The organism is Clostridium sp. AM46-21 (assembly GCF_003480025.1).
Taxonomy (GTDB): domain Bacteria; phylum Bacillota; class Clostridia; order Lachnospirales; family Lachnospiraceae; genus Coprococcus; species Coprococcus ammoniilyticus.
This window is the reverse complement of the sequence record NZ_QUIB01000024.1, coordinates 17,218-43,633: the sequence shown is the minus strand read 5'-3', so window position 1 is coordinate 43,633 and position 26,416 is coordinate 17,218. Positions and strand designations below refer to the sequence as shown.

21 protein-coding genes and 1 pseudogene are annotated in these 26,416 nt (G+C 40.2%); 16 read left to right on the top strand and 6 right to left on the bottom strand.

The window, feature by feature from the left end; all coding sequences use genetic code 11:
• Positions 1-29 precede the first annotated feature (29 nt).
• Positions 30-746, top strand: a complete 717-nt coding sequence (locus DW959_RS13750) for a hypothetical protein (RefSeq protein WP_347475365.1) — start codon at positions 30-32, stop codon at positions 744-746.
• Between the two features lie 175 nt (positions 747-921).
• Positions 922-2,256 (top strand): leucine-rich repeat protein, encoded by a 1,335-nt coding sequence (locus DW959_RS13745; RefSeq protein ID WP_117822063.1) that lies wholly within the window; start codon positions 922-924, stop codon positions 2,254-2,256.
• A gap of 153 nt (positions 2,257-2,409) precedes the next feature.
• Here DW959_RS13745 and DW959_RS13740 read toward each other — a convergent pair whose 3' ends face one another.
• A complete protein-coding gene (locus DW959_RS13740) occupies positions 2,410-3,015 on the bottom strand; it encodes an L-2-amino-thiazoline-4-carboxylic acid hydrolase (protein WP_117807217.1) in 606 nt (201 codons plus the stop codon).
• Positions 3,016-3,119: 104 nt separating this feature from the next.
• Positions 3,120-3,785: a TetR/AcrR family transcriptional regulator gene (locus DW959_RS13735; RefSeq protein WP_117822062.1), complete on the bottom strand. Its 666-nt coding sequence runs from the start codon at positions 3,783-3,785 to the stop codon at positions 3,120-3,122.
• A 200-nt stretch (positions 3,786-3,985) separates the two neighbouring features.
• Between DW959_RS13735 and DW959_RS13730 the strand changes: the two genes are divergently transcribed.
• From DW959_RS13730 to DW959_RS13685, 10 genes are all read left to right on the top strand, one after another.
• Positions 3,986-6,958 (top strand): CDP-glycerol glycerophosphotransferase family protein, encoded by a 2,973-nt coding sequence (locus DW959_RS13730; RefSeq protein ID WP_117822061.1) that lies wholly within the window; start codon positions 3,986-3,988, stop codon positions 6,956-6,958.
• A gap of 345 nt (positions 6,959-7,303) precedes the next feature.
• Complete coding sequence (locus DW959_RS13725) at positions 7,304-10,588, top strand: leucine-rich repeat protein (RefSeq protein ID WP_173784184.1); 3,285 nt, start codon at positions 7,304-7,306, stop codon at positions 10,586-10,588.
• A gap of 212 nt (positions 10,589-10,800) precedes the next feature.
• A complete protein-coding gene (locus tag DW959_RS13720) occupies positions 10,801-11,643 on the top strand; it encodes a hypothetical protein (protein ID WP_117822059.1) in 843 nt (280 codons plus the stop codon).
• 143 nt (positions 11,644-11,786) lie between these two features.
• Positions 11,787-13,214 carry a polyamine ABC transporter ATP-binding protein gene (gene potA, locus DW959_RS13715; protein ID WP_021943441.1) on the top strand — a complete coding sequence of 476 codons (1,428 nt, stop codon included), beginning with the start codon at positions 11,787-11,789 and terminating at the stop codon, positions 13,212-13,214.
• Between the two features lie 22 nt (positions 13,215-13,236).
• Positions 13,237-14,034 (top strand): ABC transporter permease, encoded by a 798-nt coding sequence (locus DW959_RS13710; protein WP_021943440.1) that lies wholly within the window; start codon positions 13,237-13,239, stop codon positions 14,032-14,034.
• Positions 14,034-14,846: an ABC transporter permease gene (locus DW959_RS13705; RefSeq protein WP_117822058.1), complete on the top strand. Its 813-nt coding sequence runs from the start codon at positions 14,034-14,036 to the stop codon at positions 14,844-14,846. Before DW959_RS13710 ends, DW959_RS13705 begins: the two co-directional genes overlap by 1 nt.
• On the top strand, positions 14,839-16,437 hold the full coding sequence (locus DW959_RS13700) for an ABC transporter substrate-binding protein (RefSeq protein WP_117822057.1): 1,599 nt from the start codon (positions 14,839-14,841) through the stop codon (positions 16,435-16,437). Before DW959_RS13705 ends, DW959_RS13700 begins: the two co-directional genes overlap by 8 nt.
• A 57-nt stretch (positions 16,438-16,494) precedes the next feature.
• On the top strand, positions 16,495-16,689 hold the full coding sequence (locus DW959_RS13695; RefSeq protein ID WP_021943437.1) for a hypothetical protein: 195 nt from the start codon (positions 16,495-16,497) through the stop codon (positions 16,687-16,689).
• A 224-nt stretch (positions 16,690-16,913) separates the two neighbouring features.
• The gene (locus DW959_RS13690) at positions 16,914-17,213 is read left to right on the top strand and encodes a nucleotidyltransferase domain-containing protein (RefSeq protein ID WP_243023413.1); all 300 of its coding nucleotides are present in this window, start codon (positions 16,914-16,916) and stop codon (positions 17,211-17,213) included.
• Between the two features lie 18 nt (positions 17,214-17,231).
• A complete protein-coding gene (locus tag DW959_RS13685; RefSeq protein ID WP_021943435.1) occupies positions 17,232-17,621 on the top strand; it encodes a HEPN domain-containing protein in 390 nt (129 codons plus the stop codon).
• Positions 17,622-17,760: 139 nt separating this feature from the next.
• Here DW959_RS13685 and DW959_RS13680 read toward each other — a convergent pair whose 3' ends face one another.
• The 4 genes from DW959_RS13680 to DW959_RS13670 all read right to left on the bottom strand — a co-directional run bounded on the left by DW959_RS13680 (position 17,761) and on the right by DW959_RS13670 (position 20,536).
• A complete protein-coding gene (locus tag DW959_RS13680) occupies positions 17,761-18,684 on the bottom strand; it encodes a hypothetical protein (RefSeq protein WP_117822055.1) in 924 nt (307 codons plus the stop codon).
• Between the two features lie 98 nt (positions 18,685-18,782).
• Positions 18,783-19,247: a hypothetical protein gene (locus tag DW959_RS13675; RefSeq protein ID WP_021943433.1), complete on the bottom strand. Its 465-nt coding sequence runs from the start codon at positions 19,245-19,247 to the stop codon at positions 18,783-18,785.
• Complete coding sequence (locus DW959_RS15175; protein ID WP_347475364.1) at positions 19,196-19,423, bottom strand: hypothetical protein; 228 nt, start codon at positions 19,421-19,423, stop codon at positions 19,196-19,198. The genes DW959_RS13675 and DW959_RS15175 overlap by 52 nt, the downstream gene beginning before the upstream one ends.
• Before the next feature lie 42 nt (positions 19,424-19,465).
• Positions 19,466-20,536 (bottom strand): histidinol-phosphate transaminase, encoded by a 1,071-nt coding sequence (locus tag DW959_RS13670; RefSeq protein WP_117785851.1) that lies wholly within the window; start codon positions 20,534-20,536, stop codon positions 19,466-19,468.
• 158 nt (positions 20,537-20,694) lie between these two features.
• Here DW959_RS13670 and DW959_RS13665 point away from each other — a divergent pair.
• The 4 genes and pseudogenes from DW959_RS13665 to DW959_RS13655 all read left to right on the top strand — a co-directional run.
• Positions 20,695-23,622, top strand: a pseudogene (locus DW959_RS13665) (DUF5717 family protein); the annotation flags it as partial.
• Between the two features lie 35 nt (positions 23,623-23,657).
• Entirely contained in the window at positions 23,658-24,260 is a 603-nt protein-coding gene (locus DW959_RS14775; RefSeq protein WP_243023412.1) for a DUF5717 family protein, read from the top strand.
• Between the two features lie 25 nt (positions 24,261-24,285).
• Positions 24,286-25,581: a DUF5716 family protein gene (locus DW959_RS13660; protein WP_117822053.1), complete on the top strand. Its 1,296-nt coding sequence runs from the start codon at positions 24,286-24,288 to the stop codon at positions 25,579-25,581.
• Entirely contained in the window at positions 25,569-26,405 is an 837-nt protein-coding gene (locus DW959_RS13655; protein WP_117822052.1) for a hypothetical protein, read from the top strand. Before DW959_RS13660 ends, DW959_RS13655 begins: the two co-directional genes overlap by 13 nt.
• Positions 26,406-26,416 lie beyond the last annotated feature (11 nt).

Below are 26,416 nucleotides of genomic sequence, written 5' to 3'. Positions count from 1 at the left end.
TATATTTTGATATTATCTTCTATGTACGGATGCGGGATGGACTGGCGAAAATGATCATTAATCTGGAAGCCCAGAAGAATGAACCGACAAAGTATTTTATCTTAAATCGGGCAATCTTCTATACGGCAAGACTGGTGTCATCCCAGAAAGAGCGGGAATTTACAGGTTCTGACTATAACGAGATCAAACAGGTGTATTCCATCTGGATCTGTATGAATATGAAAGAGAACAGTCTGAGTCATATTCATATGGTAAAAGATGATTTACTTGGCGAACAGGACTGGAAAGGCAATCTGGATATTCCTAACATCGTGATGATCGGATTGGCAAAGGAGATACCGCCTAAGGAAGAACGATATGAACTGCATCGCTTACTTGGAACGCTATTGTCGCAGACAATGACGGCAGAACAAAAATTGAAGCTGATGAAACAAGAGTATGACATACCAGTAGACAGACACGGTATCAGAGACGAGGTGAAGATCATGTGTAATCTGAGTGAAGGCGTAGAAGAAATGGGATATGCGAAGGGCGAAGCCGCTGGCAAAGCAGCTGGCAGGGCAGAAGGCGAAAAAATAGGCGAAGCACGAGGTAAGGTCATTGGAAGGTCTGAAGGAAGATTAGAAGGAAGATCGGAAGAAAGAGTTGATATTATCCTGAAAATGCATAAGAAAGGCTACACCTTAGAACAGATCATGGATGTAACCGATATGAGCGAATCGGAAATTAAGGCAATTATAGACTAAAGACACAAGCAGGACAGGTAACATGTATATTTTAGTAGAAGTCCAGATATGGCAGAAATGCTGTATCTGGACTTTTATGCTTTTTTATAATAAAACAGTATCTGAGGTTGACATGTAAATATATACATGCATATACCAAAAACGACAAAAATGAGAAAGAAAAGAGGAATAACAGATGAAACAGGTGATGAAACGATTAACGGCATTATTGCTTGTAGGGATAATGGTTATCAGTATGATTCCCGAGCTGACAGTAAAGGCAGCGGGCAATGCGAACATTCAATGTGTGTTCAAATGCGGAGCAAATGTTACAGGGGTTCTGGATATTACGGGTACTCTGACTCTGACCGGTACCGGAAGTACATATGAGGGAGATAGTGGAAAAAACTGGATCAATTCATTCTGGTATGGGGATAAAGATAAGAATGGATTTGAAACATATCAGTACCGAATTAATTGTGTTGTAATTGGGGATGGGATCACATCAATCGGAAACTATTTATTTAGAGCTTGTAGTAGTTTGAATTCTGTAACAATCGGTAAAGATGTCCAGACGATTGGTAAATATGCATTTGAAAATTGCGAGATGTTAACAAGCATTAATATACCGGGTAATGTACAGGTTATTGATGAATATGCATTTTATCGCTCCGGACTTAATGATGTTCGGTTGAATAAAGGACTGCAGTATATTAATAAAGGTGCGTTTGAAAAGACAAAGATTACCGCTGTGACGATACCGGAAAATACAATTAATATAGAAGAGTGTGCGTTTGGAGATACAGTAAAGAATATCACGATCTCAAAAGGTGTATCAGCTATTCAGGCAAATGCTTTTTTGGCAGAAAATGCATATGTTGATGTGTTAGATGATAATGTTGTTCTTTCCAGATACGCATTTGGAAAAGGAACTACATTAAAAGGAAATGCTGCCTCAACTGCAGCAAAATTTGTAAGTGACACCAATAAAACAGCTTCTTATGATGGTTATTATAAATTTGAAGTCAGACCGATCAAGGTTTTCTTCGCAGCAAATGGTGGTACATGTAAACAGCAGAGCATGTCGGCTATTCCTAGTAAATATTATGGTACATTGCCTGCTTCGGCCAGAAAGGGATATACATTTGCAGGTTGGTATACAAGCCCTGCCGGTGGTGTTAAAGTATCCAGACAGAGTAAGGTTGCAAATAAGAATATTACATTATATGCACATTGGACAAAGGTTAAAGTAGCGAAGGCAAAGAAACCTGGCGTTAAGAGTACATCAAAGAAAAAAGCAAAAGTAACGATAAAAAGAGTCAAGAATGCATATGGATATCAGATTTGTTATTCTACTAAGAAAAACATGAGTGGAGCAAAGAAAAAAGTAACAAAGAAATTAACCAAGACATTAACCGGATTAAAATCTAAAAAGAAATACTACGTTAAGGTTCGTGCATTTAAGAAGGATTCTACCGGAAACCGGGTGTATGGAAAATGGAGTGCTGTAAAAGCAGTCAAGATTAAATAATCTGGTATTAGATGTGCAGCGCTTACAGAAAAAAGTAGAGTGTAAGTATAAGGAAGAGCAAAAACTGCCGCCAGTCATTCAACTGGCGGCAGTTTTTGTGTTCTTTCGGAGTGTATTAATTTTTCATATTTGAATGCTGCCGGTCGTATAAGATCATTTCCGTCCATATCGGAAATCACAAAGATCTGCACCCTCAGCGATCGTCTTCGTCCGGGTGAGCTTCATTTGCATCATATCCGCGAGAACATAGTCCATCCGACAGAGATATTTCGCTAGTTCAAAGCATCCTTCATCCCGACAGAGATTACAGATACCGCAGGTATGATAGTCGTAGCCAAGTTCAAAATCATCTTGAGGAGTTCCCTCAATGATATCAACGACCCAGTCATTTTCATATCGGCGCAAATGAGAATCTGCTGACCATTTTAGTCTGCCCGGCATCTTCTTTTTATCAAGATAGCTGTTGGCATTTCCAACCGCTATATGAAACAGCTTGTTGGAAGATAAGCCGTCCTTGTACAGTTCATAGCAGGCTTCCGGTGACAGTGGGGTTTTACGGTTTAAGGCGATAAAATATGCTCCCATGCAATAGGAACTCATAAGTCTGGATTTGCCAATGTCCTTCGCATTTTTCATAATCGATACATATTCCTGCTTTATTGCTTTTTTATTAATATTCAATTTCTGTTTTGCTGCCTGCTTCATACAGGAGCTGTGATAAAAATATCCAAATAATTTCTGTGTAAATCCATATTCCATTTTAAACTGCCTCCATACTAGTCAAATTCCAGTTCGATGATCTGGCATATTTTCTTCCATATAGAGGAATTAATAATGTTTCCTGTACGGTTCCTTTTTCAATCTTAATTTTTTCCATGTTTTGGTTCCTCCTGTTTTTTTATTCCAAGTGCTGCTTCCAGTCCATGAAGCAGAATGTTCATTGCTTCTAAAAATGCCTGTTTGCACTCAGGTGTGATCCCGTTTTTGCAGGAATCATCTGCGATTATTTCACAGACCATCGAGAACTCAGAGGATGAGAGAATATAGACTGTTTTTTCTGATAATTGATTTGATGCAAGTCCTCGTTTGTATAATTCGGAATAATACTGCATTGCAAATCCGGTGCATTGTTCAATGTAGATTTTACGAAAACGGCTCAGGTATGTACCGGAGTCATTTTTTAAGAGCATGTGAAATAACTGCATGTCATCCTCTAACAGCTCAAAGGTGCGGATGGATATCCCGGAATATAAGACCTGAAGTAACTGATCATCTGTCATGGAAGTAAAATCTGCATGCAACATAGATTCGGAAAGCAGCATAAGCTTATTTCCGCTTTCCGCAAAAATTTCTTCAAACATATCTTCTTTGCCGGAAAAGTGTTTATAGATCGCTCCCGGTGTTATGCCTGCTCGCGCTGCGATCTTACGCATGGAGGCTTCCTGATATCCATATTCTAAAAAGATATCTCTGGCACTTGCAAGGATGGCTTCTTTTGTTGCTTTTGTACTTTCTCGAATTGTTCTCACTCCCTGTCTGTTTAAAATGGTAAACACTGTTTACTTTATAGCACAGATCATAAATGAAATCAAGAAAATAATGAATACAAGATTAAAACAATTACTTGCGTTATAGAAGAAAGTTAGGTAAAATAATCTCTGTATGTAAAATGCTAGAAATGAATGATACTATATAGAAGAAAGTAAAGTAGTTGTGAGGGAGATGGACGATGAAATTATCCATTTTGTGTTGTTTAACGGACGACGAAGAATTAAACAAGGCGACCATTGAAGTATTTGAAAAGATGGCGGCATATGGGCTTGGTAAGAATAATAAAGTCCGGATCGGTGAAGAATTTGCAAATGCAGCAGGGGAAGGCAGTATGGCATTTGCAGAAGGAAGTAGTACTGATATTGGCGACAGTGATCTGTCGGCGGATGATATTTCTCAGGAAAAGATCAGCATGGGTGAAAAGAAGAAGCATGCTGAGACTGAGAAAGAAAAAGTAGAAAAGAAATCAGAGACTGTAGTTTCGGATGCACAGATGGCAGAGTATTCGGTTCAGTTTGTGCTGAATACCAGTCAGGTAACAGCAGATAAAGACTGGTATAATAATGTGATCACCAGGATCGGTAATCCTGCATTTACGGTAACAATTGATGATACCGCATATACTGCACCGGCAGAAGCATATCATCAGATGGCAGAGAAAGCAGAGGGAGATTACTGTGCATTTATAGAAGTCGGAGATGTGATTTCAGAGAATCTGGCAGAGATCCTTACAAATGGAATTACGATCTGCCCGGGACATCATGTATATATGATCGCAAAAACATTTGCAAATGCAACGAAAGGCGCATTTCGTAATTTCTTAAAAGTCACAGACAGTAAAAAGGAATTAAAATCATTTTATGTGATTGATCTGAAAAATAAATATGACTGTTATCCATTTACTTTTGCAGGAACAATATTAAAGACAGATATTTTAAAGAAGCGTAATGTGAATGCTTCATTGGGACTGGAAATGGAACGTGATTTCTTCCTGCGTTATTTAGCAGAAGAAATGAAAGTTGTGTATCTTCCGGGTGTGGAATATACAGCATATGAATATGAGGAGCATGATATTACATTTTATCGTGGATTGTATATGCAGGAGTGGTATTTTGATTCTATTACAGAATTCTGGATGCCGTTCTTAACAGAAATGAAAGAAAAATATGGAAGGATACCGGTATTTATCCAGTATAACTTCATGTATTCCATACATGCCAGATTTGAAGGCAACATGGACAACCGGAATAAGCATGTAATCGAGGAAGGCCATGGAGAAGAGTATCTGGAGCTGATAGGCAGGTCACTTGGACTGATCGAAGAGAGTATCATGCTGAATCGGAATAAGATAGCGGCCTGTATCACGGGTGATACGATGAAATGGGTGTATGGTATCTTACGAAATGGACAGGATTATAAGTTCCAGCGATTCTTCCTTGCAGGAAAGATCTATTATGGAATCGGGGATACCCTGTTTAATTCAGTTATGAGCTTAAGCACTAACATTTTATTCATCAATTACAGAGCTGGTAAGCTGGAAATCGATGGAACGGTTCATCCAATCCTGTATTCCATGGCGGACGAGATTTATTTCAAATATAACAATGTCAAATATAAGATCGAATATAACGGACGATATGGTCTGACAAAGGCATTTGGAGCAGCGATCTGTAAGAGACATTCGTTCCATCTGAGTATTCCGGTTGCAAAGAAAAATGAAACAGCAATATCCTGTGAGGCGAAATTCGGAACGCAGATCGAGACGATCACCCTTAGTTTCCCATCCCATTTCAGTCGGGTATGCGGAGCGTTTGCAAACAGCCACTGGTTTTTTGGAGATAACAGAGAGTATATGATGACATCTGAGCGGAGAAGTATGGTCATCCGTAAGGTGAGCAAGTCACAGAAATTTGTAAAAGAGCTTAAGTTACTGAAGGATATGTTTAAGAAGAATAACTGGACAAGAAAGTATGCGATATTCAGAATGCTGTACTTTATCTGTCGTCCATTCATGACCAGAAAGCCGATCTGGATGTATATTGATAAGATTTACAAGGGCGGAGATTCATCCGAGTACCTGTATAAATATGCCAGTGCACAAAACAGCAAGGATATCAAGCATTACTATCTGGTTGATAAGAAGAGTACGGATTATAAGCGTCTGAAGAAAGAGGGCTACAAGCCATTGGTGCGTGATTCCTTAAAGCACAGACTTGTATTCTTATATGCAGATATGATGGTTATATCGAATTCAACGGTTTATGCATTTAATGGATATAAACTAAAAAATTCGGCCTTTATCCGTGACCTTCCGCATTTCCATGTCTGCTGTGTTCAGCATGGTATGTCGATTCAGAAGATTGCGATCGCCCAGAATCGTCTGCGGGATAATCTCAGACTTTACTTCTGCGCATCTAAGTATGAGATCGAGAATCTGTCTCGTCCGGTATATGATTATGTCGGCTATGATGCATTGAAGCTGACAGGCGTTCCTCGTTATGATGGCTTGAAGGATCGGGCGAAGAAGCAGATTATGATCAGTCCGACCTGGAGAATGCAGGCAGCGATGCCGGTTCGTACCAGTGAGAGCGAACAGCGTGATTACAATCCGCTGTTTAAGGAATCAGAATATTTCAAGGTATTCAATGCACTTATTAATGACAAGCGTCTGATCGATGCGGCAGAGAAATATGGATACCGGATCAAATATGTTCTGCATCCGATCGTAAGCTCACAGGTGGATGATTTTGATAAGAATGATTTTGTAGATATCGTTCCGGCAGTTGGAGATATGAGCTATGAAGATATGTTCTGTGAATCCAGTCTGATGGTAACGGATTTCTCTGGTATCCAGTTTGACTTTGCTTATATGAGAAAGCCATTGGTATATCTCCATCACAAAGATATACCACAGCATTATGAGGAGGGTACCTTCCATTATGATACAATGGCATTCGGGGAGATCTGTCATGACAACGATGAACTGATCGATACCTTGATCGAGTATATGCAGAATGATTGTAAGATGAAGCCGGAATATGTAAAACGCGCCGATGACTTCTTCTACTACAGAGATCACAATAACTGCGAGAGAATCTACAAAGAGATGATCGATTATCAGGAGAAATATGTTCTTCCTGAAAGATACTGACCAAATAGAATATACGAAGTGAAAGCAGGCAGCTGTCAATACTATAGGAATATGTGCCCGAAATCAGGGATATGTACTTATATAGTCTGTAGCAGCCTGCTTTTTGTTATGTATATATTTTTATATTAGATGGCTGTATTTATGATTGTGCAGATCAGAGTAAGTGTGATAAGCTATAAATAGGTATTTGCCTGTAGAAATGTGGATTTGGCGGGACACATTGTAGTATGTGGAGAAGCACACAGGATGAGAAATGCCGAATAATCTGTCGGAAAGGATGCTGATTTTTACATGCATCAAGTACGATATATGAATAAGTTAAAAATGAAAGGAAGTATGGTGATTATGAGAAAGTGGAACAGGCTTACAGTTGCTATTGTAGGGTTTGCAATCGGTCTTGGACTGCTTATGACACCTGTCAGAGTGCGGGCACAGGAGGTAACAGAGCTTGCAACACAGGCAGCTATGGAGAATGTGCAGCAGACAGAAGAGGATACAGCCGAGTTAGCTGAGTCAAATGTAGTGAAGCTGGATGCGGATAAGATCGGGAAGCTGTCTTCGTATAATGACATGGTGTATGTACCAGAGAAGAATGGGATGTTTTTTGTACATACGATAGGAGAGGTATATAGCAATTCAAAGCAGTATGAGATCGTCTTTTATGATATGACAAATGGAACATATACAACAGTATATACCAGCAGATATTATATAGAAAAAGCATATATGGATGAAGAGGCCGTTTATTTTGCGACTGCAGACTATAAGAAAAATACGGATGCTTCATCGGATTCATACAGCTATGTCTGTCAGGTGGAGATTGACAGTTATAATTTTAAGACGGGAGCAGAAAAACAGCAGAGCTTTGATACATTTAATGTAAAAGGACGCTGGGCAAATATTTTATCAGCAATCGGCGTAGATGGAGCGGGCAGATATTATATAGCAACCAATGAGGATAAATTATATTTGTTCCGTCCGGATGGTAAGCTATTGAGCCAGAAAAGCGGAGGAGATGATATATATGAATTCCTGGGCTTTGATCAGACAAATGGAAACTTTTACTATATGGGATATGAGAACTGGAGATATTGGGGCTTCAATCACCACATGGCGAGCCTGAAAGCGGGAAAAGTGAATGGTGACAATTCCATCACGATCAAGGGTGAGAATATGATGTATCTGTATCAGTTTGATCTCTTTACACATAAGACGCCGGTCCGGATGCTGAATGGACGATATCTAGCCGCATTATCAACATTTAATGGAGAAATCTGCGCACTGGTGGATTCCAATCAGTATGATATCAATGATGTCACAGAGAGTTCGACCAGTATCAATCTGATCGATAGCAGCGTATCGGTATCACCAATTAATATTGCAAATAAAAAGGCATTAAAGATGGCATTTTATACAGCTGATTCCGACTATGGCGATGGACATGCCGACTTATCCAGCATTGGACCAAGATGTGTATTAAATGGTGCAGGAACTTCCCTAATTGCAAAAACGGATGAGAAAATACTGACAGAATATGATATTGCAACGAACAAAGAAAAGATCCGTATGCAGACTACATATCCTGTATACACGTTTTTTATGGATAAGAATAACAACTGTGTTGTGATAGAAAAAAAGGATAGTAATTATTATCTCGAAATCTTTGACTGGACATATCCGACTAGCTTTCATGTAAATGCACCTGCAAATATGAAGGTTGGAGCATCCGGAATGGTGACCTGCAGTACGAATAGTAGATTTTCACTGGATTATACATATAAAAGCTCGGATCCAAAGGTTGTAAGTGTAGATCAGAAAGGTAATCTGACCGCATGGAAGAAGGGAACAGCAAAGATCACGATCAGTGCATCGCCTATCAATGTACAGAAGACGATCGCGATCAAGGTAACAGATTCAACCTTGTCAAAGAGCAAGACAGCATATAAATCAACCGGAGCAGTTGGATCGGTATCGGCAACGATGCACCGGAGTATCAATTCAGGCTATACATATGGAGATGTCCAGACGGCATATCTGAATGCCAGAGCAGATGGAACCTTTGAACGTATAGAGTACATCCGTGGTGTGGTTGTCCGCGAGGTTTATGATTCTTCCTATCGGTTAAAGAGCCAGAAAAAGATCAAATGTGAGCTTTCATTATTTGGCGGATATTATAGTGGCGAGAAATACAACTATCTGGTATTTGGTCAGTCAAATCCGAAGGAAAGCAAATCGAAAGAGGTCATTCGTGTTGTAAAATATGATAAAAACTGGAAACGGCTGAAAGCGTGTTCCATCAAGGGCGCAAATACATATACACCGTTTGAAGCCGGAGGACTCTCGATGACGGAGACGGCAGGTAAGTTATATATTCATACCTGCCATACGATGTTTAAAAGCAGTGATGGTTATCATCATCAGGCGAACTGCACCTTTGTGGTAAATGAGGACAGCATGAAGCTTGTAGATTCTTACTATGATGTGATGAACCTGTCTGCGGGTTATGTCAGCCATTCCTTTGCACAGCAGATCGCAACCGATGGAACCTATATTTACCGCGCAGATCTGGGTGATGCATATCCGAGAGGAATCGCACTTACAGCAACGGAGGTAAGTAAAAAGGTTGGCGAACCAGCTATGTATGGAACCATTATCTCTATACCGGGATATGCAGGAAATAATTATACTGGTTATACGCTGAATGATCTGAAGCTTGGAGATAATAATTATATTCTGACGGGAACCGGTATTAAAAGTGAAAAGACTTCAGTAAAGAATGTCTACATCAATGCGGGATCCAAGACAAGTTTGCAGAAAGATGCTTCGTGGATCACAAACTATACAGCTAAGGATAAGATTACAGTTATAAATCCAAAGCTTGTGAAGATCAGTGGTTCCCAGTTTCTTCTGTTATGGGAAGAAAAGAATACAAAGAAAAATACATATACGACAAAGATGGTTCTATTAGATGAAGCCGGAAATAAAGCATCAGCAATCTATTCATCATCCCTTGCACTTGCGATGTGTGAGCCGGTTGTAACCAAATCCGGTACGGTTATATGGTATGTAACCAACAATGATTCACCGGTATTTGTAGAGGTCAATCCATACCAGCTGTCGAAGGTTCAGTCAAAGACAAAGAGCGTAACAACCTTCAAAAAAGACAAGACTGATTCATTCGATAATACAGTAAAGTCAGGCTATCGCAAGGGTGATGTTGTGATCAAGAATAAGATGATCTACAAGATTACATCTTCGAAGACCGTTACATTTGGTGGTGTAACATCAAATACAATTACGACACTGACTGTTCCTAAAACTGTAAAGCTCGGTAAAAAGACCTATCAGGTAACGGCGATCGCATCCCGTGCCTTTGTAAACAGAAAGAAGCTGAAAAAAGTAACGATCGGTGCAAATGTATCCAAGATTGGAAAATATGCTTTTTATGGATGCACAAATCTGAAGACCATTACGATCAAGTCAACAAAGTTAACAGCATCGACTGTTGGCTCTAAAGCATTTTCAAAGATCTATACAAAAGCAACGATCAAGATCCCAAAAGCAAAGAAGACGGCATACAAAAAGATCCTTTTAAAGAAGGGTGTAACAAAGAAGATGAAGTTCAAGTAGAAAACACCTGAATTTGTGATGGAAGTGAGCTGTATTGGAGGTGTCAGGCATTCATGTGTCTGGCACCTCTTTTTGCTATATTGCAAAAGAACGTAAGTCTGCAGTATCTGATTTGCCTCATGAATATGAAGATTATGATGTACGTCAGCAATCCAAGAAGTTCCTGGAATAAAAGCACATGATATTGTCCAGAATATGGATATAGGAAAAGGATGGTAGATGTATACATGAAGCGTTCGGCGAAGATATATATGGTGCTGCTTGTCTGGATCGCAGCAGCATTGCAGTTTTTTATAAATGAGAAAATGGATATGGAAGAAGTGTTCGCCAGTATGCAGGAGGCAGATACACAGCTGGAGGTTCATGCTGATATAAGTGTATGGGGCGTATATGAGATGGCAGATTCAGAAAAATCTGAAAATAAAGATTCAAAGGATGTCTGCCCGCGTCTGACTCCGGCGAAGATAAATAATCTTCTTTTGAATACTGCCGAATGCTTTGGGGTATCTGCAGGCGAACTGACTGTTACCGGACGGCATGATTCGATAACAACTTTTCAAAGTAACGGAAATCCGGCATTCTGGAGATTTACTTTTATTGACAATTCAGTTACCGGACAGGGTTATCTGGTCGTTCAGACGGATCGTATAGAGGCAGTCGATCAGATTCATACATTTTTTGATAATCTGAATATCAAGGAGATGGTAAGTGTTGAAGCTGATATTTATGCAGATTCCTTGACGCAGGAGCAGGTGATGACAGCAGCGGTGGCTTCGTATGGATTGACATCGGACACGGTAGTCGTGAGCAGGGAACAGACAGAGAGATCACATACCGGCAGAATACTGGAGCAGATATTACAGGAGCTTCCAGTCACAGGGCTTACGCAGACTCTGGAAGGCTGGTATGGACGGCTGAATTCCAACGTGCATCTGAGCGATCTTGCAGCAAATAAAAATGTCCGGCTTCAGGAGTCGGATTACGGTTCGGTTCATCTTCAATTCGGCGACAAGACGGATCTGGTCAGGTTGTATGCGTCAGTTCTCAGACGATGAAATTTCAGATGTAAAATTTACACAAAACCTAAGAAAAATAACACGAAATATATATTAATTTTCTCCCGGATATGTTAGAATTAGTTGATTTTTGTCTAATGATAAAAATTATAAATAACTTGAAAAGGAGAGTGTATAAATAATTGGAAAACATTATCGAGTTAAAGCATATCACAAAAAATTTTGATGATAACTTTACGGCTGTGGATGACTTTAATCTGGAGGTGCAGCGTGGAGAGTTTGTAACCTTTTTAGGGCCGTCCGGTTGTGGTAAGACGACCACACTTCGAATGATAGCCGGTTTTGAGATGCCGACAGAGGGGGAGATTTTATTAAATGGTAAGGACATCAGTAAGTTGCCGCCAAATAAGCGCCCGATCAATACGGTATTTCAGAGATACGCATTGTTTCCACATTTAAATATTTATGACAATATCGCATTTGGCCTGAAACTGAAAAAGCTTCCAAAGGCTGAGATTGAAAAGAAAGTAAAAAAAGCTCTTGAGATGGTAGATCTTGAAGGGTTTGAAGATAGACGCGTTCAGACATTGTCCGGTGGACAGCAGCAGAGAATTGCAATCGCACGTTCATTGGTAAATGAGCCGGAGATTCTGTTGCTTGATGAGCCGCTCGGTGCGCTGGATCTGAAAATGAGAAAAGAGATGCAGCTCGAATTAAAGGAAATGCACGAGAGACTTGGAATTACCTTTATCTATGTAACCCACGATCAGGAAGAAGCGCTTACAATGTCAGATAAGATCGTTGTAATGTCAGAAGGACGTATCCAGCAGATTGGTACGCCGGAGGATATTTACAATGAGCCGAAGAATGCATTCGTTGCGGACTTTATCGGAGAAAGCAACATTTTTAATGGTATCATGACAGGCAAATTAAAGGTTCGTTTTTGTGGTGCGGAATTCGAATGCCTAGATGATGTAGAGCATGGAACACAGGTGGATGTCGTAGTGCGTCCGGAGGATATCCTGATCGTGTCGCCGGAGCAGGGAGCAGTAAAAGGAACGGTTATCTCTGTGGTATTCAAGGGTGTTCATTATGAGATCACAGTACAGTCCGGTAAAAATGAGATCGTGATACAGTCCACAAAGTCTGCAAAGGTAGGCGATATGGTTGGACTTAACGTAGAGCCGGATGGCATTCATGTTATGCCTGCGGAGAAAGCACTGAACCGCATCGAGACAGGAGTTGACAAATATTATAAGCTGGAATTCTTAGATGGTGAGCTTGAGTGTGATCTGAGTAAGATCGTTCCGTCGTCTCATTATGAGGATGGTGTATTAATGGATGCGTCCGGAGATGTCATCGATCATGAGCGGCTCAAGGTGATCTTAACGATCAAGCCGGATGATATTACGATGAGTGATGATCAGGAGGAAGGTATCATATCCGGTCATATCATTAACCTGATCTATAAAGGAGACCACTACAGCTATGTAGTCCGTACGGAGAATGAGGAAGATTTCATTGTTCACGATGAATATCTCTGGAATATGGATGACTTTGTCAGCCTTGTGATTCCAAAGGATAAGATCCACTTTGAACTTAAGAAATAACCGAAAGCAAAAGGAGACAGAGATGAGTACATTACGTTTTTCCAGAAAACAACTGTGTGTGCCATATGCATTGTTCCTGATATGCTTTGTGGTTGCACCGCTTATAGTCATTATATATTATGCATTTACAAATGGGGAGGGGCAGTTCTCACTGGAGAACCTGACAGGATTCTTCACCAGTCCGAACACGATCGGAACCCTTGCCTACAGCTTTGCGATCGCCTGTGTATCGACTGCAGCAGCTTTGTTGCTGGCGTACCCGATCGCCTATATACTTGCCAGAAGTGAATGGAAGAAAAAGTCGATTATTGTTATGATCTTTGTTCTTCCTATGTGGATCAATTTTACGTTAAGACTGACTGCTTTAAAGGAAGTCCTGACGTTGATCGAGCATAATCTGGCATATTATCCGTTTTTGAATTCCGTGATCGGTATGGTATATGACTTTCTTCCGTTTATGATTCTGCCGATCTATACAACATTGATGAAGTTAGATAACAGTCTGTTAGAAGCAGCAAATGATCTGGGCGCAAGTTCTGTTCAGACATTTTTAAAGGTGACGCTTCCGTTATCTGTTCCGGGTATCATCAGTGGTATCGTGATGGTATTCCTTCCGTCTATGACGAACTATGTTGTATTGGATATGTTGTATAACAGCACTTATGTTATGGGTAGTCTGATAGGCAGCTATTTTGCTGCATACGATTGGCACAATGGATCCATGATCGCACTGGTGCTTCTGTTGATCATATTAATCTTTACTCTCTTTACAAATAAATATGAGGGAGAAGACAACAACAGAGGAGGTGCATTGTTATAATGAAAAAAGGATTTCGGGTTGCTTTTATTATATTGATGTTGGTGATCCTCTATCTGCCGATTCTGATCCTTGCAGTTTATAGTTTTACGGATTCGGCAAATATCGGAACAATACACGGATTTTCCGTTCAGAATTATGTTACATTATTTACCAAGCCTGAGCTTGCAGATATGATCTGGGGTACGGTTCTTCTTGCGGTTGGATCTGCATTGATTGCCACTCTGCTTGGAACATTGGGTGCGATCGGTGCATTTTATTCCAAGAAACTTGCATCGGGGATCGTATCTGCGATGAATCAGGTTCCGGTTGTAAATGCAGATGTTGTAACCGGTTTTTCAATCTGTATCCTGCTGATCGTAGTATTTGGTGTCAGTAAGGAATCCTATGTGCCGCTGGTAGTCGGACATGTCGTGCTGTCTGCACCATTTGTCTATCTGTCAGTTGTACCGAAGCTAAAGCAGATGGATGGAAGCCTGTATGAGGCAGCTATGGATCTGGGTGCATCACCATTTACCGCACTGGTAAAAGTAGTCCTTCCACAGATCCTGCCGGGGGTGATTTCAGGATTTGCACTGGCAATTACCCTGTCATTAGACGATTATTTCATTGCAAGCTATACGAAGCCTGCGACCTTTGATACGATCAGTACTTATGTCGTAAATGCGACGAAAGGATCTCAGACAGAGATCAAGACTGCTTTATGGGCGTTATCAACAGTGATCTTCGTGATCGTTATACTGATCGTTGTTGGTATGAATATGACATCAAAGGCAAAGGCGAGAGCCGGAAAGGCAGGTGGCAGATATGAATAAGAAGAAGTTATTCAAAGGATTTGCCGGCTTCTGTGCCGGACTTATGATGCTTACACCTGCGGCTTATCTGGTACATGCGGAGGCAGATAATAATGTGCAGGATCAGACAGAAGCATCTGCCATATCAGATAATACAGGAAGTGATGCAGCAAAGACAGATGCTGCCGATGTACAGAAGTCGGATGATACGATCGTGCTTCGAGTATCCAACTGGGAAGAATATATCGACCTTGGAGAATGGGATGAGGACGAAGTAATCGACCTGGAAGATGGAACCGAGATCTTCGGTGAGAATTCCATGGTGACGGATTTTGAGAACTGGTACTATGAGACATATGGTCAGAAGGTAAAGGTGGAATATTCCTGTTTTGGAACAAATGAAGACCTTTATAACATGCTTACCCTTGGTGATAAATACGATCTGGTCTGTCCATCCGACTACATGATCATGAAGTTGATGGCAGAAGAAAAAGTAGTTCCGTTTTCGAATTCGTTTTATGACACGAGTATAGAGGAAAATTATTATGCAAAGGGAGTATCTCCATATATCAGACAGACCTTTGATGAAAATGAGATCAATGGTGAGAGCTGGAGCAAATATGCAGCCGGATATATGTGGGGTGTAACCGGTATCTTATATAATCCGGAGAAGATAACAGAGGAAGAAGCAGGTACATGGAATATCCTGGATAATCCGAAGTTTGCACGTCAGGTTACGATCAAGGATAATGTGCGTGATTCTTATTTTGCGGCACTTGGCATTTTGAAGCAGGACGAATTGACATCAGAGGAATTCATAAATGCAGATACTTATCATGAGGATCTGCTTCGGGTAATGAATGATGTCAGCCCGGAAACGATACAGGAAGTGCAGGATCTGCTTCAGGATATGAAGGACAATGTATATTCCTTTGAGACAGACAGTGGTAAGGCAGATATGGTATCCGGTAAGGTGCTTGCAAATTATCAGTGGTCCGGTGATGCGGTTTATGCGATGGATCAGGCAGAAGAAGATGATCTTTATCTTGATTTCGCCGTGCCGAAGGAATCTACCAATCTCTGGTTTGATGGCTGGGTGATGTTAAAGGATGGTATCGATGAAGATGCCAGAAAACAACAGGTAGCAGAAAGCTTTGTGAACTTTCTTTCAAGACCGGACAATGCAGTCAGAAATATGTACTACATCGGATATACTTCTGTTATTGCAGGAGGCGAAGATGATAATACAGTATTTGATTATCTGAACTGGAATTATGGTGCGGAAGATGGAGAAGAAGATACAACAGAATATCCGCTTGGTTATTTCTTCAGTGGTGATAATTCGGATCCTGATTACATCATAACAGCTCCGGAGGAGCAGACAAGACGTCAGCTCTATGCCCAGTATCCGGACGAAGCGGCGATCGAGCGAAGTGCGATCATGCAGTACTTCGATGCAGATGCCAGCAAACGGATCAATCAGATGTGGATCAATGTCCGTTGCTATAACATTAAGGATGTAACGCCGCAGGTGTGGGCGATCGTGGTGATACTGATTCTTGCGGCAGCAGGGCTGATCGTACATTATAAGCGTTCTCATTACCACAGCTAAGTGGTGTGATTTCGGCGATCAGCTGGGAGTTTATAGAATAAAAAAGAGGAATCCTTTATGTTCCAACCATACAATCGTCAGATTTTATGTCTGGCTTTTGTAGGTGGAACAAGAAGGGTTCCTCTTTTTTGTGGGGATTACCAGGTCAATGAAAATTCAACCAGCTCCGGTGTTTCCGGTTTGCCGATCAGCGGTTCCTTTCTGTCCAGAGCAGATAAGAAAGCCATTTCATCATCCGTCAGTGGCTGCTAGTTTTACGTGCTATTCCGGTCAGACTGATACCGGATGACACGAACCCGAAGAAATGGATGAATGAAAGCCGTCCAAAGCATGAATAATAAGATGAAATAATTTTTTCAGTGATATTTGAGGGATTTTGAAATTATAATAGATTTAAATGGTATTAATAAATAAAAAATGTTATTATAACTACATAATATATGAATAAAAATAATCAGGAACAGGAGGAAAATTTTATGACAAGACAGGAAGTTTTAATGACCTTTGCACAGGGTGCTAAAAAAATATTGGAAAATAATTTATCTAAGCTTATTGTCTATGGTTCTTATGCTCGTGGTGATTATAAGGAAAATTCAGATATTGATGTTATGATATTAACCCCCTTTTCAAAAGAAGAAATAGAACAAGTCGAGAACAAAATTTTTGATCTTGCTTTTGAATTAGAACTGGAATCAGGCATTATGATTAATCCAGTTCTGGAAAATGAGGAACATTATAAATATTGGTTGGGGCGTTGCCATTCTTTGATAATGTAGAGAAGGAGGGGATAGTAATTGGATGAGAGACAAAAGAATTTAAGTAATTATCGAATTGCCGAAGCTGAAGATAGTTTAAAAGTAGCAGCACATTGTTTAAAAGAGGGTTTGTATAAGGATTCGATTAATCGTTCTTACTATGCTGCATTTTATGCAGTAAAAGCTATATTGGCGTTGAGTACAGTTGATTTTAAGCGTCATAAAGATGTTATGGGATACTTTAATAAAGAATATGTGGCTAAAGAAATATTTCCGCGTGAAATTGGAAGAAAGCTTGGAACGTTACAAAGAGTACGTGAAAAAAGTGATTATGATGATTTCTATATTGCGTCACGAGAAAAAGCGGAAGAACAGTTTCAGACAGCGGAGCTGGTTATTGGGGAGGTAAAAAAATATTTGGATAAGTAATAAATAATGGATAAAAGGGACTGTGCAGCAGTCCCTTTATTTTGAATAGTAGTACGAATAAGAAAGATAAAAAATAATTGTTAGAGTGAGCATTTATAATAGTTATTTTATCAAACTTTCATGAGTAAAAAATGAAAAATTATGATAGTAAAATATCTTCTTTTATAGTACTAATTATTTGGAATTTTTTTTCGCGAATTAAATATGTACGTTGCTCATGTGTTTTGTTAATTAAGGCATCTTTTAGTAGTGAACGATATAATTCATTATTATCCAAATAATCATCTTCATAGGTATCATCTTCTGCAAGTTGCATACGTATAAATTCTCTTTTGACGGAATGCATTTCAGTTTTTGTGAGTTTTATTGTATCTTCATTAAAAAATGTATGTGCATCTAAGATAAATATACGTGTTATATCCTTTGCATTATATAAGGCTATACCGGTACTGCGCATATTAAATTTTCGTATTTCTTTTTGAATTGTTTTACATAAATCATATTTGTAAGAATCGGCATAACCTATTTGGATGACTTTTTGTTCATCTAGTGCTAGGATAAAAATACCAAGTTTCTTTTGACATTCACTGAGATTGTAGATTTCTTTAAAATTATATTGTTCTGTTATTCTCGTTAATTCGGTATTGTATGTAGGAAAGTCTTTTTGACTTCTGTCATTAATTAAAGATTCAATATATTCTTTCCATGCGTGATATCCATTGAAGGTATTGTAATGTTCATTGTCTTTTAAATAGTTTGTAATATGGAAATATCTTATTTGCAAACACATATATGCTTTTATATTAAAATTGGGTGAACCATAAGAACCAAATTTTCGTCCAAAATGCTCGAAAGTTGCATATGTAGGAATATAATTTCCGAATTCTGTGGGAACAAAATAAAAATTATTTATGTCTATATCTTTAATTATATCAGAAGGAGTACCTTCTCGTTCGTTGTAAAAAGTACCATCTTTATAATATAAATTAATTTTCATGATATCATCTTTTGAAAGGGCTGATTCTATCAATGTTAGATTTGGGTTAAGAGAAGTGGTAGCCATATATAGTTTATCCTTTCTGAAAATATTTTTATTTTGTATGCGTATAAAAAAGAAGCCTGGGAGAAATTTCTCCCAGACTTCTTTTTTGAATAGTTCTATTATAATTCAGAATAACCATAGCTGTTAACAATGGCTTCAATGCGGTTTCCGGCCTGACACATTGGACACTGATCATGAGGATAGGTCTTGTAATCAGGAAGATCCTTTTCGGTAAACAGTGCATGTACCGGATAGCCGTCAACCTCTGTTGCAACAGAGAAGATTGCTGAGATACCTGCGATAGAACCACCGTAGTATTTGATACACTCCAGACTCTTTTTGATCGTTTTACCGGTTGTAGCAGATGCGATCAGAAGAAGCACATGCTTGCCTTCGATCATTGGCTGGAGGTTGTCACGGAAGATCAACTGGCCGGAGCTGTGAACCTCAGGTGTAACAACGTAGATGGATTTGTGCTGGTTCATGGAAGTGATACCGTTCTGACTTAAGGTTTCTGCCAGATAAGCACCGATCACTTCAGTTCCGTCCATGCAGACGATCGTGTCAACAATGGTTGATGCCATATATTCGGTTCCCATGGATTTGGCAGCGGCAGCAGCATAGTGCCTCTGACCTTCAAGGTTGTCATATCGATATACTGGTTGATATGAGAATGGTTTGTAGCAAAGTGACCGTTCATCACTTTGATATATAACTGATTATTGTAAGAAGATGTTAATTTCATTGGTTCATGTTTCATATGTATGTACCACCCTTTCATTTAAATAACATATATAATTTATTATACAACCTCTAAAATAGTGTTAACGACCAGATCATTCTGTTCCGGATTCATGAAGCAGAAGCGGATATAAGAATTATCCAATCCTGTGATGTCGGCACAGCTTCTGATATACAATCCCTTACTCTGGCAATGTTCCACAACTGTCTGAGCAGTAATATCGGTCTTTAATAATTTAACCAGAATAAAATTTGCATCCGGCTTATAGAGCTTAATCGTCTTGCGGCTTGCCAGTGCAGAATAGACGAGATTCCGTTCCGTCTTCATCAGTGTCTGGGTCTTACTTATGTAGGAAGCATCCTTGAACATATCAATGCCGGCTGCCTCGGCAAGTGCGTTGATCGCATAAGGAAAACCGGTGATTGACATTGTCTTTTTAAAAACCGGATTAGATGTGATCGCATAGGCTAATCGAAGACCGGGTACTGCAAAGAATTTACTTGTGTTTCTGAGAACGTAGAGATTGTCATATTCCTTAACCAGCGGAATAGCGGTGCAATCATCCTTATCCTGAACGAAATCCATATACTCCTCATCAACGACCAGTGCAATATCATTTCCTGCGCAGATCTTTGCAATGAATTCCAGAGATTCGCGGTCGATAACCTGTGACGTTGTTCCATTTGGATTCGAGATAAATGCCATATCAATGGACTCATTTAACGTAGAGATGAAATCCGCAATATCCAGTTCATAATTTTCCTCTTCGGATAACTGATAATATGTGATATCACAGCCGTTCATTTTTAGGAGCTTCTCATAATTTTGTGCTCCCGGTGAAAGAAGGACAGCATGTTTTGGACTGTTGAATTCGATCAGGAGTTTGATAAATTCATATGAGCAGCTTCCGACAATGATATCGTCCGGATCCGCACCAGAATAGCCTGCAATACTGTCTTTTAATCTTGTATATGAGCCATCCGGGTAACGCTTCAGATCTTCGATACTGTTAAGAATGACATTTTTGACAGAATCCGGAACCCCGAGCGGATTCATGTTCAGGTCAAATCTTACAGATTCATTCTGGGAGAGCAGATTGCTCCCAGAATGATGTGACGTACTTTTTCCCATAAAAAATTCCTCTTTTTCCATATATAATGTTTCAAAAAACTATTTATTTTGCTATAATCAAAATATATGTTTTTATATAATTATACCGATTCGGGGATTTAATTACAAGAAAAATACATGAGTTTTAATAAAATGATTACGAAAGCAAGGAGAACCAGATGAAAGGGATCGTAGAACAGTACGCCAGAGGAGAATTCAATGTAGAAAGACCGGATATTGATATTTCCATTGCAAAGTTGGAACTGGCTGTGGAAGCCGGCTCCATATTTCAGGGAACCTTTAAGGTGGTGTCAAAGAATGATGTACCGATCAAATTGATGGTATATGACAGCAGATACCTGTTCGATTTCAAGAGTCATACATTTGTAGGCAGACGGAATACGGTTGCCTTTTCTTTTGATGCCCGCGGAATCGAAGAAGGCAAGAGCTTTAAAGGACATATCAACATCATAACGGATGGTGGAGAATATAAGATCCCGTACAGCGTAGAGGTTGTTCCGCCTTATGTTCTGGTAGAAGACAAACGGATCGAGGACCTGTTCCAGTTCGCGACCTTCGCAGAGGAGCACTGGGATGTAGCAGTTCAGATCTTTGACAGCCCGGAATTCGTGCGTACCTTTTTAGGGGATGACGCGATCATTAAGGGAGTCTATGAGAGCCTGAAGAAATCGTTATCCATCAATCAGGCAATGGAAGAATTCCTTGTATATACCCATAAGAAACGTGTGCTTACACTGACAGCAAAGCAGCGTGAGCTGTTGATCGAGATGCCGGATGAGCTGGTTCGTGCAACGATCTCCGTAAATAAGAACACCTGGGGTTATACCCATACCTATATTACATCAGACAGCGATTTCCTGATCCCGGAAGCAACCCGGATCACAGGTCAGGATTTCACTGGAAATAATTATGAGCTGAACTTCCTGATCGATCCGACGAAGATCCCGGAAGGGGTATCGGCAGGTTATATCCATTTTAATAATACCCTGCAGAATATCAGTGTAAAGGTCAGCATCAAGAAGCCGGAGGTTCAGAGAACCGAGCCGAAGAATCGTCATGTGAATTTCATGATCAAGAAAGGTCATGAGGCACTGGCAAAAGCATACATTGATTTCCGTACGGATAAGATGGCACTTGCTGATTACACGAAACGTTCGACAGAGGCACTGGAAACACTGGTCAAATACAGACCGGAGGATAACATCTATCGGCTGGGACTGCTTCATATGAAGCTGTTAGAGGGCAAGACAGAATATGTAAAACAGGAATTTGTCCGTATCGATGCAGATGCCGATCTGAACGAGGCAGGCAGCATGGAGAAGTGTTATTACAGTTATCTGAAATCACTTCTGACAAAGGATAAGGACATGATCGACAGCACGGCAAGACTTGTCCGCGGACGACTGGAACAGGAGAAGGACAAGCTGTTTTATTTCTGGCTGCTGTTATTTGTGGATTACAGTTATACAGAGGATAAATGGAACCTTTATGAGGATATCCGGAAATTATATAATGAGGGTGTAAACAGCCCGGTTATTTACTTTGAAATATGTGATATGTTCAATAAGCAGCCGCTTATGATGAAACGGATCGCACCGCTTGAGATCTCAGCTATCCGCTGGGGTATGCGGCATGAATTTGTATCCGAAGATGTCATTATGGAATTCGTAAAGACGGCTGCAAGAATGAAGCTCTTTGATATTCACGCATTCAAGATGCTGGAGAATATCTATGCAGCAAAGCATGACCGTATGACACTGGATACGATATGTGAAATTCTTCTCAGATTTAAAAAATGTGATAAAGAGTATCATGTATATTATCAGGATGCGGCAAATGCAGGAATTAAATATGTTGGTTTGTATGAGGGCTTCTTAAAGAGCATGGATAAGAAGACGTATCAGCCGATACCAGAATCCATTCTCCGTTATTTCAATTACAAGAATACGTTAGATGATGAAGAGCTGGCATATCTCTATGCAAATGTCATAATGAATAAGGCACAGAATATGAATGTGTTCCATGAGTATATTCCGGCAATCGAGAACTTCATGGAGAAGAAGATCATTGACGGAGAAGTGAGTGATGATCTGACGGTTATCTATGAAGAATTTCTGGAGCCGGAGAGTGTGAAACCGGAATTTGCATCAAAGTTAATTAATATCATATTCAAGCAGAAGCTGACCTGTCGGAATAAGAATATTGTATCAGTGGTTGTAACACATGAGGAACTGGAAAAGAGTGAACAGGTGGATGTGATTGACGGAGAAGCTTATGTAGAGATCGTGTCAGAATCCGCTATCATTACATTACTTGACAGTCGGGGCTGCAGATATATCAATACGGTACCATACCGGCTTGAGCCGGTTGTTGGAGAAGAAAATTATCTGGATATCTGTAAAGAGTATAATCCGAAGGATTACCGCCTGTTATTATTTGAGTATAACGATATAGACAGCTTCTCATATAAGGATGCATCCGAGATCAATCTGGCGCGTGATATCTCTAACTGTCCGAATATCAGTTATCTGATTCGGCAGAGAGCACTCCGCCATATGGTTGAGTATTATCATGAGAATTATGATGCGGACATTTTATATAAATATCTGTCGCGAATTGATCTGGATTATGTGGAAGTGGAGGACGCTTCCCGGATCATTACATATTACATTTCTTTACGGATGTATGAGCAGGCATTTAATGGAATCCATCGGTTTGGATATGTAGATGTGGATGTGGATGAACTGATACGGATCGCGGAATTCGGAATATCCGATAAGCGCTATGATGATGATCGGACGTTATTATCCATCTGTGTATATCTGTACCGGAGGGGGTATGCGACACAGAAGGTTCTGGCATTCCTGATCAATAACTATAATGGTTCGTTAGAGGAAATGGCAGAGCTGTTTAAGGCAGTTAACACAAATTATCGTGATATTGATATGCTTGCAGAGAATATCTTGGCACAGATGATGTTTGCGGATGCTTATACAGAGGCAATCTTTGATATCTTTGCGCTTTATTACGCAGGCAGAAGCAGGGGCATGGTAGTCAAGGCATTTTTACGGTTCTGTGCATACCAGTATATTATCAAGGATCTGAAGATCCTGCGGATATCATGGAATGTCTGTATAAAGAGGTGGCGAAGAAGAACATTACAGATGAGATTTCAGAGATGGCGCTGCTCTCTTATTTTGCAGGCTGCGGTGGACGGTTCTCGGCAGAACAGAAGGAATGGATCCGGAATACAGTTCGTCATTTTATAGACAGCAGTAAGATCCTGCCGCTCTTTAAAGAATTTGCATCCTTTGTAACGTTGCCGGATGATATGAAGTTTAAGACCTATCTGATCTTTAAGGGTGAGAGCGGCAGACAGATCTGGGTAAGCTACAGCTTCGGACAGGAAAGCAACAGTATGGCACATTACAAATCGGAGCGAATGAATGAGATCATACCGGGAATTTATATCAAGGAATTTGTTGTGTTCCACGGAGAGACGCTGTTATATTCCATTGATGGTGCGGAGAGCGGTAATTCATCCATCGTTGAGAGTGATATTTTAAAGAATACAACATGTCATAAGAAGAACAGTAATCGATTTGAGCTGATCAACAGTATGCTGATCAGTCAGGAGACAAGAAATGATCAGGAGCTGATCCAGGCGATGGATACCTATCTGAATAACACACATTTCTTTGAGGAGAATCTGATATTGTTATAAGACAGCAGAAACAGGAGGAGATAACATGACGGAACATCCATTATATCTGGGATTGGATCTGAGTCCGGAGTATACACAGTTAAGTTATTATAAGCTGGATGAAGGAGTACCGGAATCAATCTGTCACAGTGATTCCAAAGATACATATCTGCTTCCAAATATTATGTTTTATACAGATAAATATAAAGACGGAACCGGAGCAAAGGATGAATCCGGTTGGAGTGTCGGAGCGGTGGCTGCAGGGAAACGGTTCAAGGAAGATGGCGTGATGGTTGATCGTATTTACCAGAAGACGATCATCAACGAGGACACGGAGATCTATGGAACAAGTTATAAAGCAAAAGACCTTCTGGTCAAAATGCTGCTGCTTCATATCCGGGAATTTACAAAACAGTTTGAAAGCTATGAGATCAGGCGGCTGGTAGTAACGATCGCAGATGCCGATATTCATATCATTAAGGCAGTGCAGGAGTTACAGAGAGCGCTTCATTTAAGTGATGAACAGTTTGAGATCACAAGCCATATAGACAGTGGAATTTATTACATCTTTAATCAGCCGGAGTCGTTAAGAAATAACAGTGTGGTGTTGTTTGATTTTAACAGCAGCGGGCTTGATTATTACAGATTCGATATTACGCATAACAAATCACCGGAGATTGTGGATGTATTTCATCAAAACCTGAAAGACCGCTTGACATTTTCAGCGTTTAAGAAGGATGATGAGGAGCTGGATGAGCAGTTCGCAGCAATCTGTCAGGAGCTTCTGGCAGAGACTTATGTGTCCTCGGTGTTCCTGACCGGAATTGGCTTTGCGGATAACTGGCTGAAGGAGTCGGCGACGATCCTCTGTCAGGGAAGACGGGTATTTGTCGGTCAAAATATCTATACAAAGGGAGCCTGCTACCGGGCATTTGGCGATCGGCACAGCAAGGTGCTTGATCGTTATCTGATCCGGTCGGAATATACAGTTGGCTTTGATATAGGTATCAGTTTAAATGATGACAGCAAGACATTTGTGCCGATCACCAGAGGAGGACAGGAATGGTTCCACACAAAGGGAAAATTATATATCTTTCCGGACGAATCAAATCAGGTGGAGCTGATCTATCGCAACATATTGACAGGAGATTATGATAAGGAGCATATCGAGATCCACGGACTGCCGAAGCGTCCGCCGAAGACGACCAAGATCTCACTGGAAGCGGAATTCTACAGTGCGGAAAAGGGAGCGGTTGTTATCAGGGATGAAGGATTTGGAACGATGTTCCCGACCACAAATAAGATATATAGGAAGGAATTTGACCTGAAATGGGAAAAATAATTGTATGTAATACAAAAACTGCACAGAATCCATATACGTTCCTGAATACCAAGGTATCTGTATATTCCTACGAGGAATTGTGTTACTACCTGTATAATAATATGGTGCTGGTTGGGGAAGAAGATGTGACGGCGAGATTGTCGGCATGGATCAGGAGAGAGCTTGCTCTCACAGAACTTGCAGACAAGATTGATACATTACTTGACAAGCATGCATTTGTTCAGGATATCATGGTGGAGATTCTTGTGTATGGCGGATATTACAGCAGTGAAGAAGTACGGCAGTTTATGGCGGAATGTCAGAAGCTTCGTACGTTAAAATCATACGAAGTCGAGAAGCTGCGGGCGGATGGATATCTGCGGTACAAGCATTATATAAAAGCGGGTGCGATCTATGATGAGGTTATCTGCTATCTGGAAAAAGAAAAACAGGAGGATGAATTCCTCGGAAATGTATATCATAATAAAGCAGTTGCTCTGGCCGGAAATCTTCAGCTTGATGAAGCAAAGAGCTATTTTATTAAGGCATATTCGTTAAATAAGAATGAGGAATCCCTAATCGAATATTTCTGTGTGCTGGCAGTTACAGTGGATACTGCGACACTTGAAAAAGAGATTAAGAAACGAGGACTTCCTGCGAACTTTTTAGAGGATCTGATGAGTGAAGTCGGAGATTCTAAAGAAGATGTGCGGGAGCTTCCAATCTACAATAAAGTCCAGAAAGCGGTTTATAACCGGCTGCATGGGCATATTGAAGATTATGACAGACGGATGGATACGATCCTGTCAGAATTAAAAGACGAATTCCGGGATCAGCTTGTCTGATAAATGAAAGG

Excerpts from the sequence above, each read along its gene's own strand:
- DW959_RS13720 (WP_117822059.1), top strand. The coding sequence starts at position 10,801 with ATGGTAGATGTATACATGAAGCGTTCGGCGAAGATATATATGGTGCTG.
- DW959_RS13710 (WP_021943440.1), top strand. The coding sequence starts at position 13,237 with ATGAGTACATTACGTTTTTCCAGAAAACAACTGTGTGTGCCATATGCA.
- DW959_RS13695 (WP_021943437.1), top strand. The coding sequence starts at position 16,495 with ATGTTCCAACCATACAATCGTCAGATTTTATGTCTGGCTTTTGTAGGT.
- DW959_RS13680 (WP_117822055.1), bottom strand. The coding sequence starts at position 18,684 with ATGGCTACCACTTCTCTTAACCCAAATCTAACATTGATAGAATCAGCC.
- DW959_RS13730 (WP_117822061.1), top strand. The coding sequence starts at position 3,986 with ATGAAATTATCCATTTTGTGTTGTTTAACGGACGACGAAGAATTAAAC.
- DW959_RS13725 (WP_173784184.1), top strand. The coding sequence starts at position 7,304 with ATGAGAAAGTGGAACAGGCTTACAGTTGCTATTGTAGGGTTTGCAATC.
- DW959_RS15175 (WP_347475364.1), bottom strand. The coding sequence starts at position 19,423 with ATGAAACATGAACCAATGAAATTAACATCTTCTTACAATAATCAGTTA.
- DW959_RS13700 (WP_117822057.1), top strand. The coding sequence starts at position 14,839 with ATGAATAAGAAGAAGTTATTCAAAGGATTTGCCGGCTTCTGTGCCGGA.
- DW959_RS13660 (WP_117822053.1), top strand. The coding sequence starts at position 24,286 with ATGACGGAACATCCATTATATCTGGGATTGGATCTGAGTCCGGAGTAT.
- DW959_RS13655 (WP_117822052.1), top strand. The coding sequence starts at position 25,569 with ATGGGAAAAATAATTGTATGTAATACAAAAACTGCACAGAATCCATAT.
- DW959_RS14775 (WP_243023412.1), top strand. The coding sequence starts at position 23,658 with ATGGAATGTCTGTATAAAGAGGTGGCGAAGAAGAACATTACAGATGAG.
- DW959_RS13675 (WP_021943433.1), bottom strand. The coding sequence starts at position 19,247 with ATGGCATCAACCATTGTTGACACGATCGTCTGCATGGACGGAACTGAA.
- DW959_RS13670 (WP_117785851.1), bottom strand. The coding sequence starts at position 20,536 with ATGGGAAAAAGTACGTCACATCATTCTGGGAGCAATCTGCTCTCCCAG.
- DW959_RS13690 (WP_243023413.1), top strand. The coding sequence starts at position 16,914 with ATGACAAGACAGGAAGTTTTAATGACCTTTGCACAGGGTGCTAAAAAA.
- DW959_RS13705 (WP_117822058.1), top strand. The coding sequence starts at position 14,034 with ATGAAAAAAGGATTTCGGGTTGCTTTTATTATATTGATGTTGGTGATC.
- DW959_RS13740 (WP_117807217.1), bottom strand. The coding sequence starts at position 3,015 with ATGGAATATGGATTTACACAGAAATTATTTGGATATTTTTATCACAGC.
- DW959_RS13745 (WP_117822063.1), top strand. The coding sequence starts at position 922 with ATGAAACAGGTGATGAAACGATTAACGGCATTATTGCTTGTAGGGATA.
- DW959_RS13750 (WP_347475365.1), top strand. The coding sequence starts at position 30 with ATGCGGGATGGACTGGCGAAAATGATCATTAATCTGGAAGCCCAGAAG.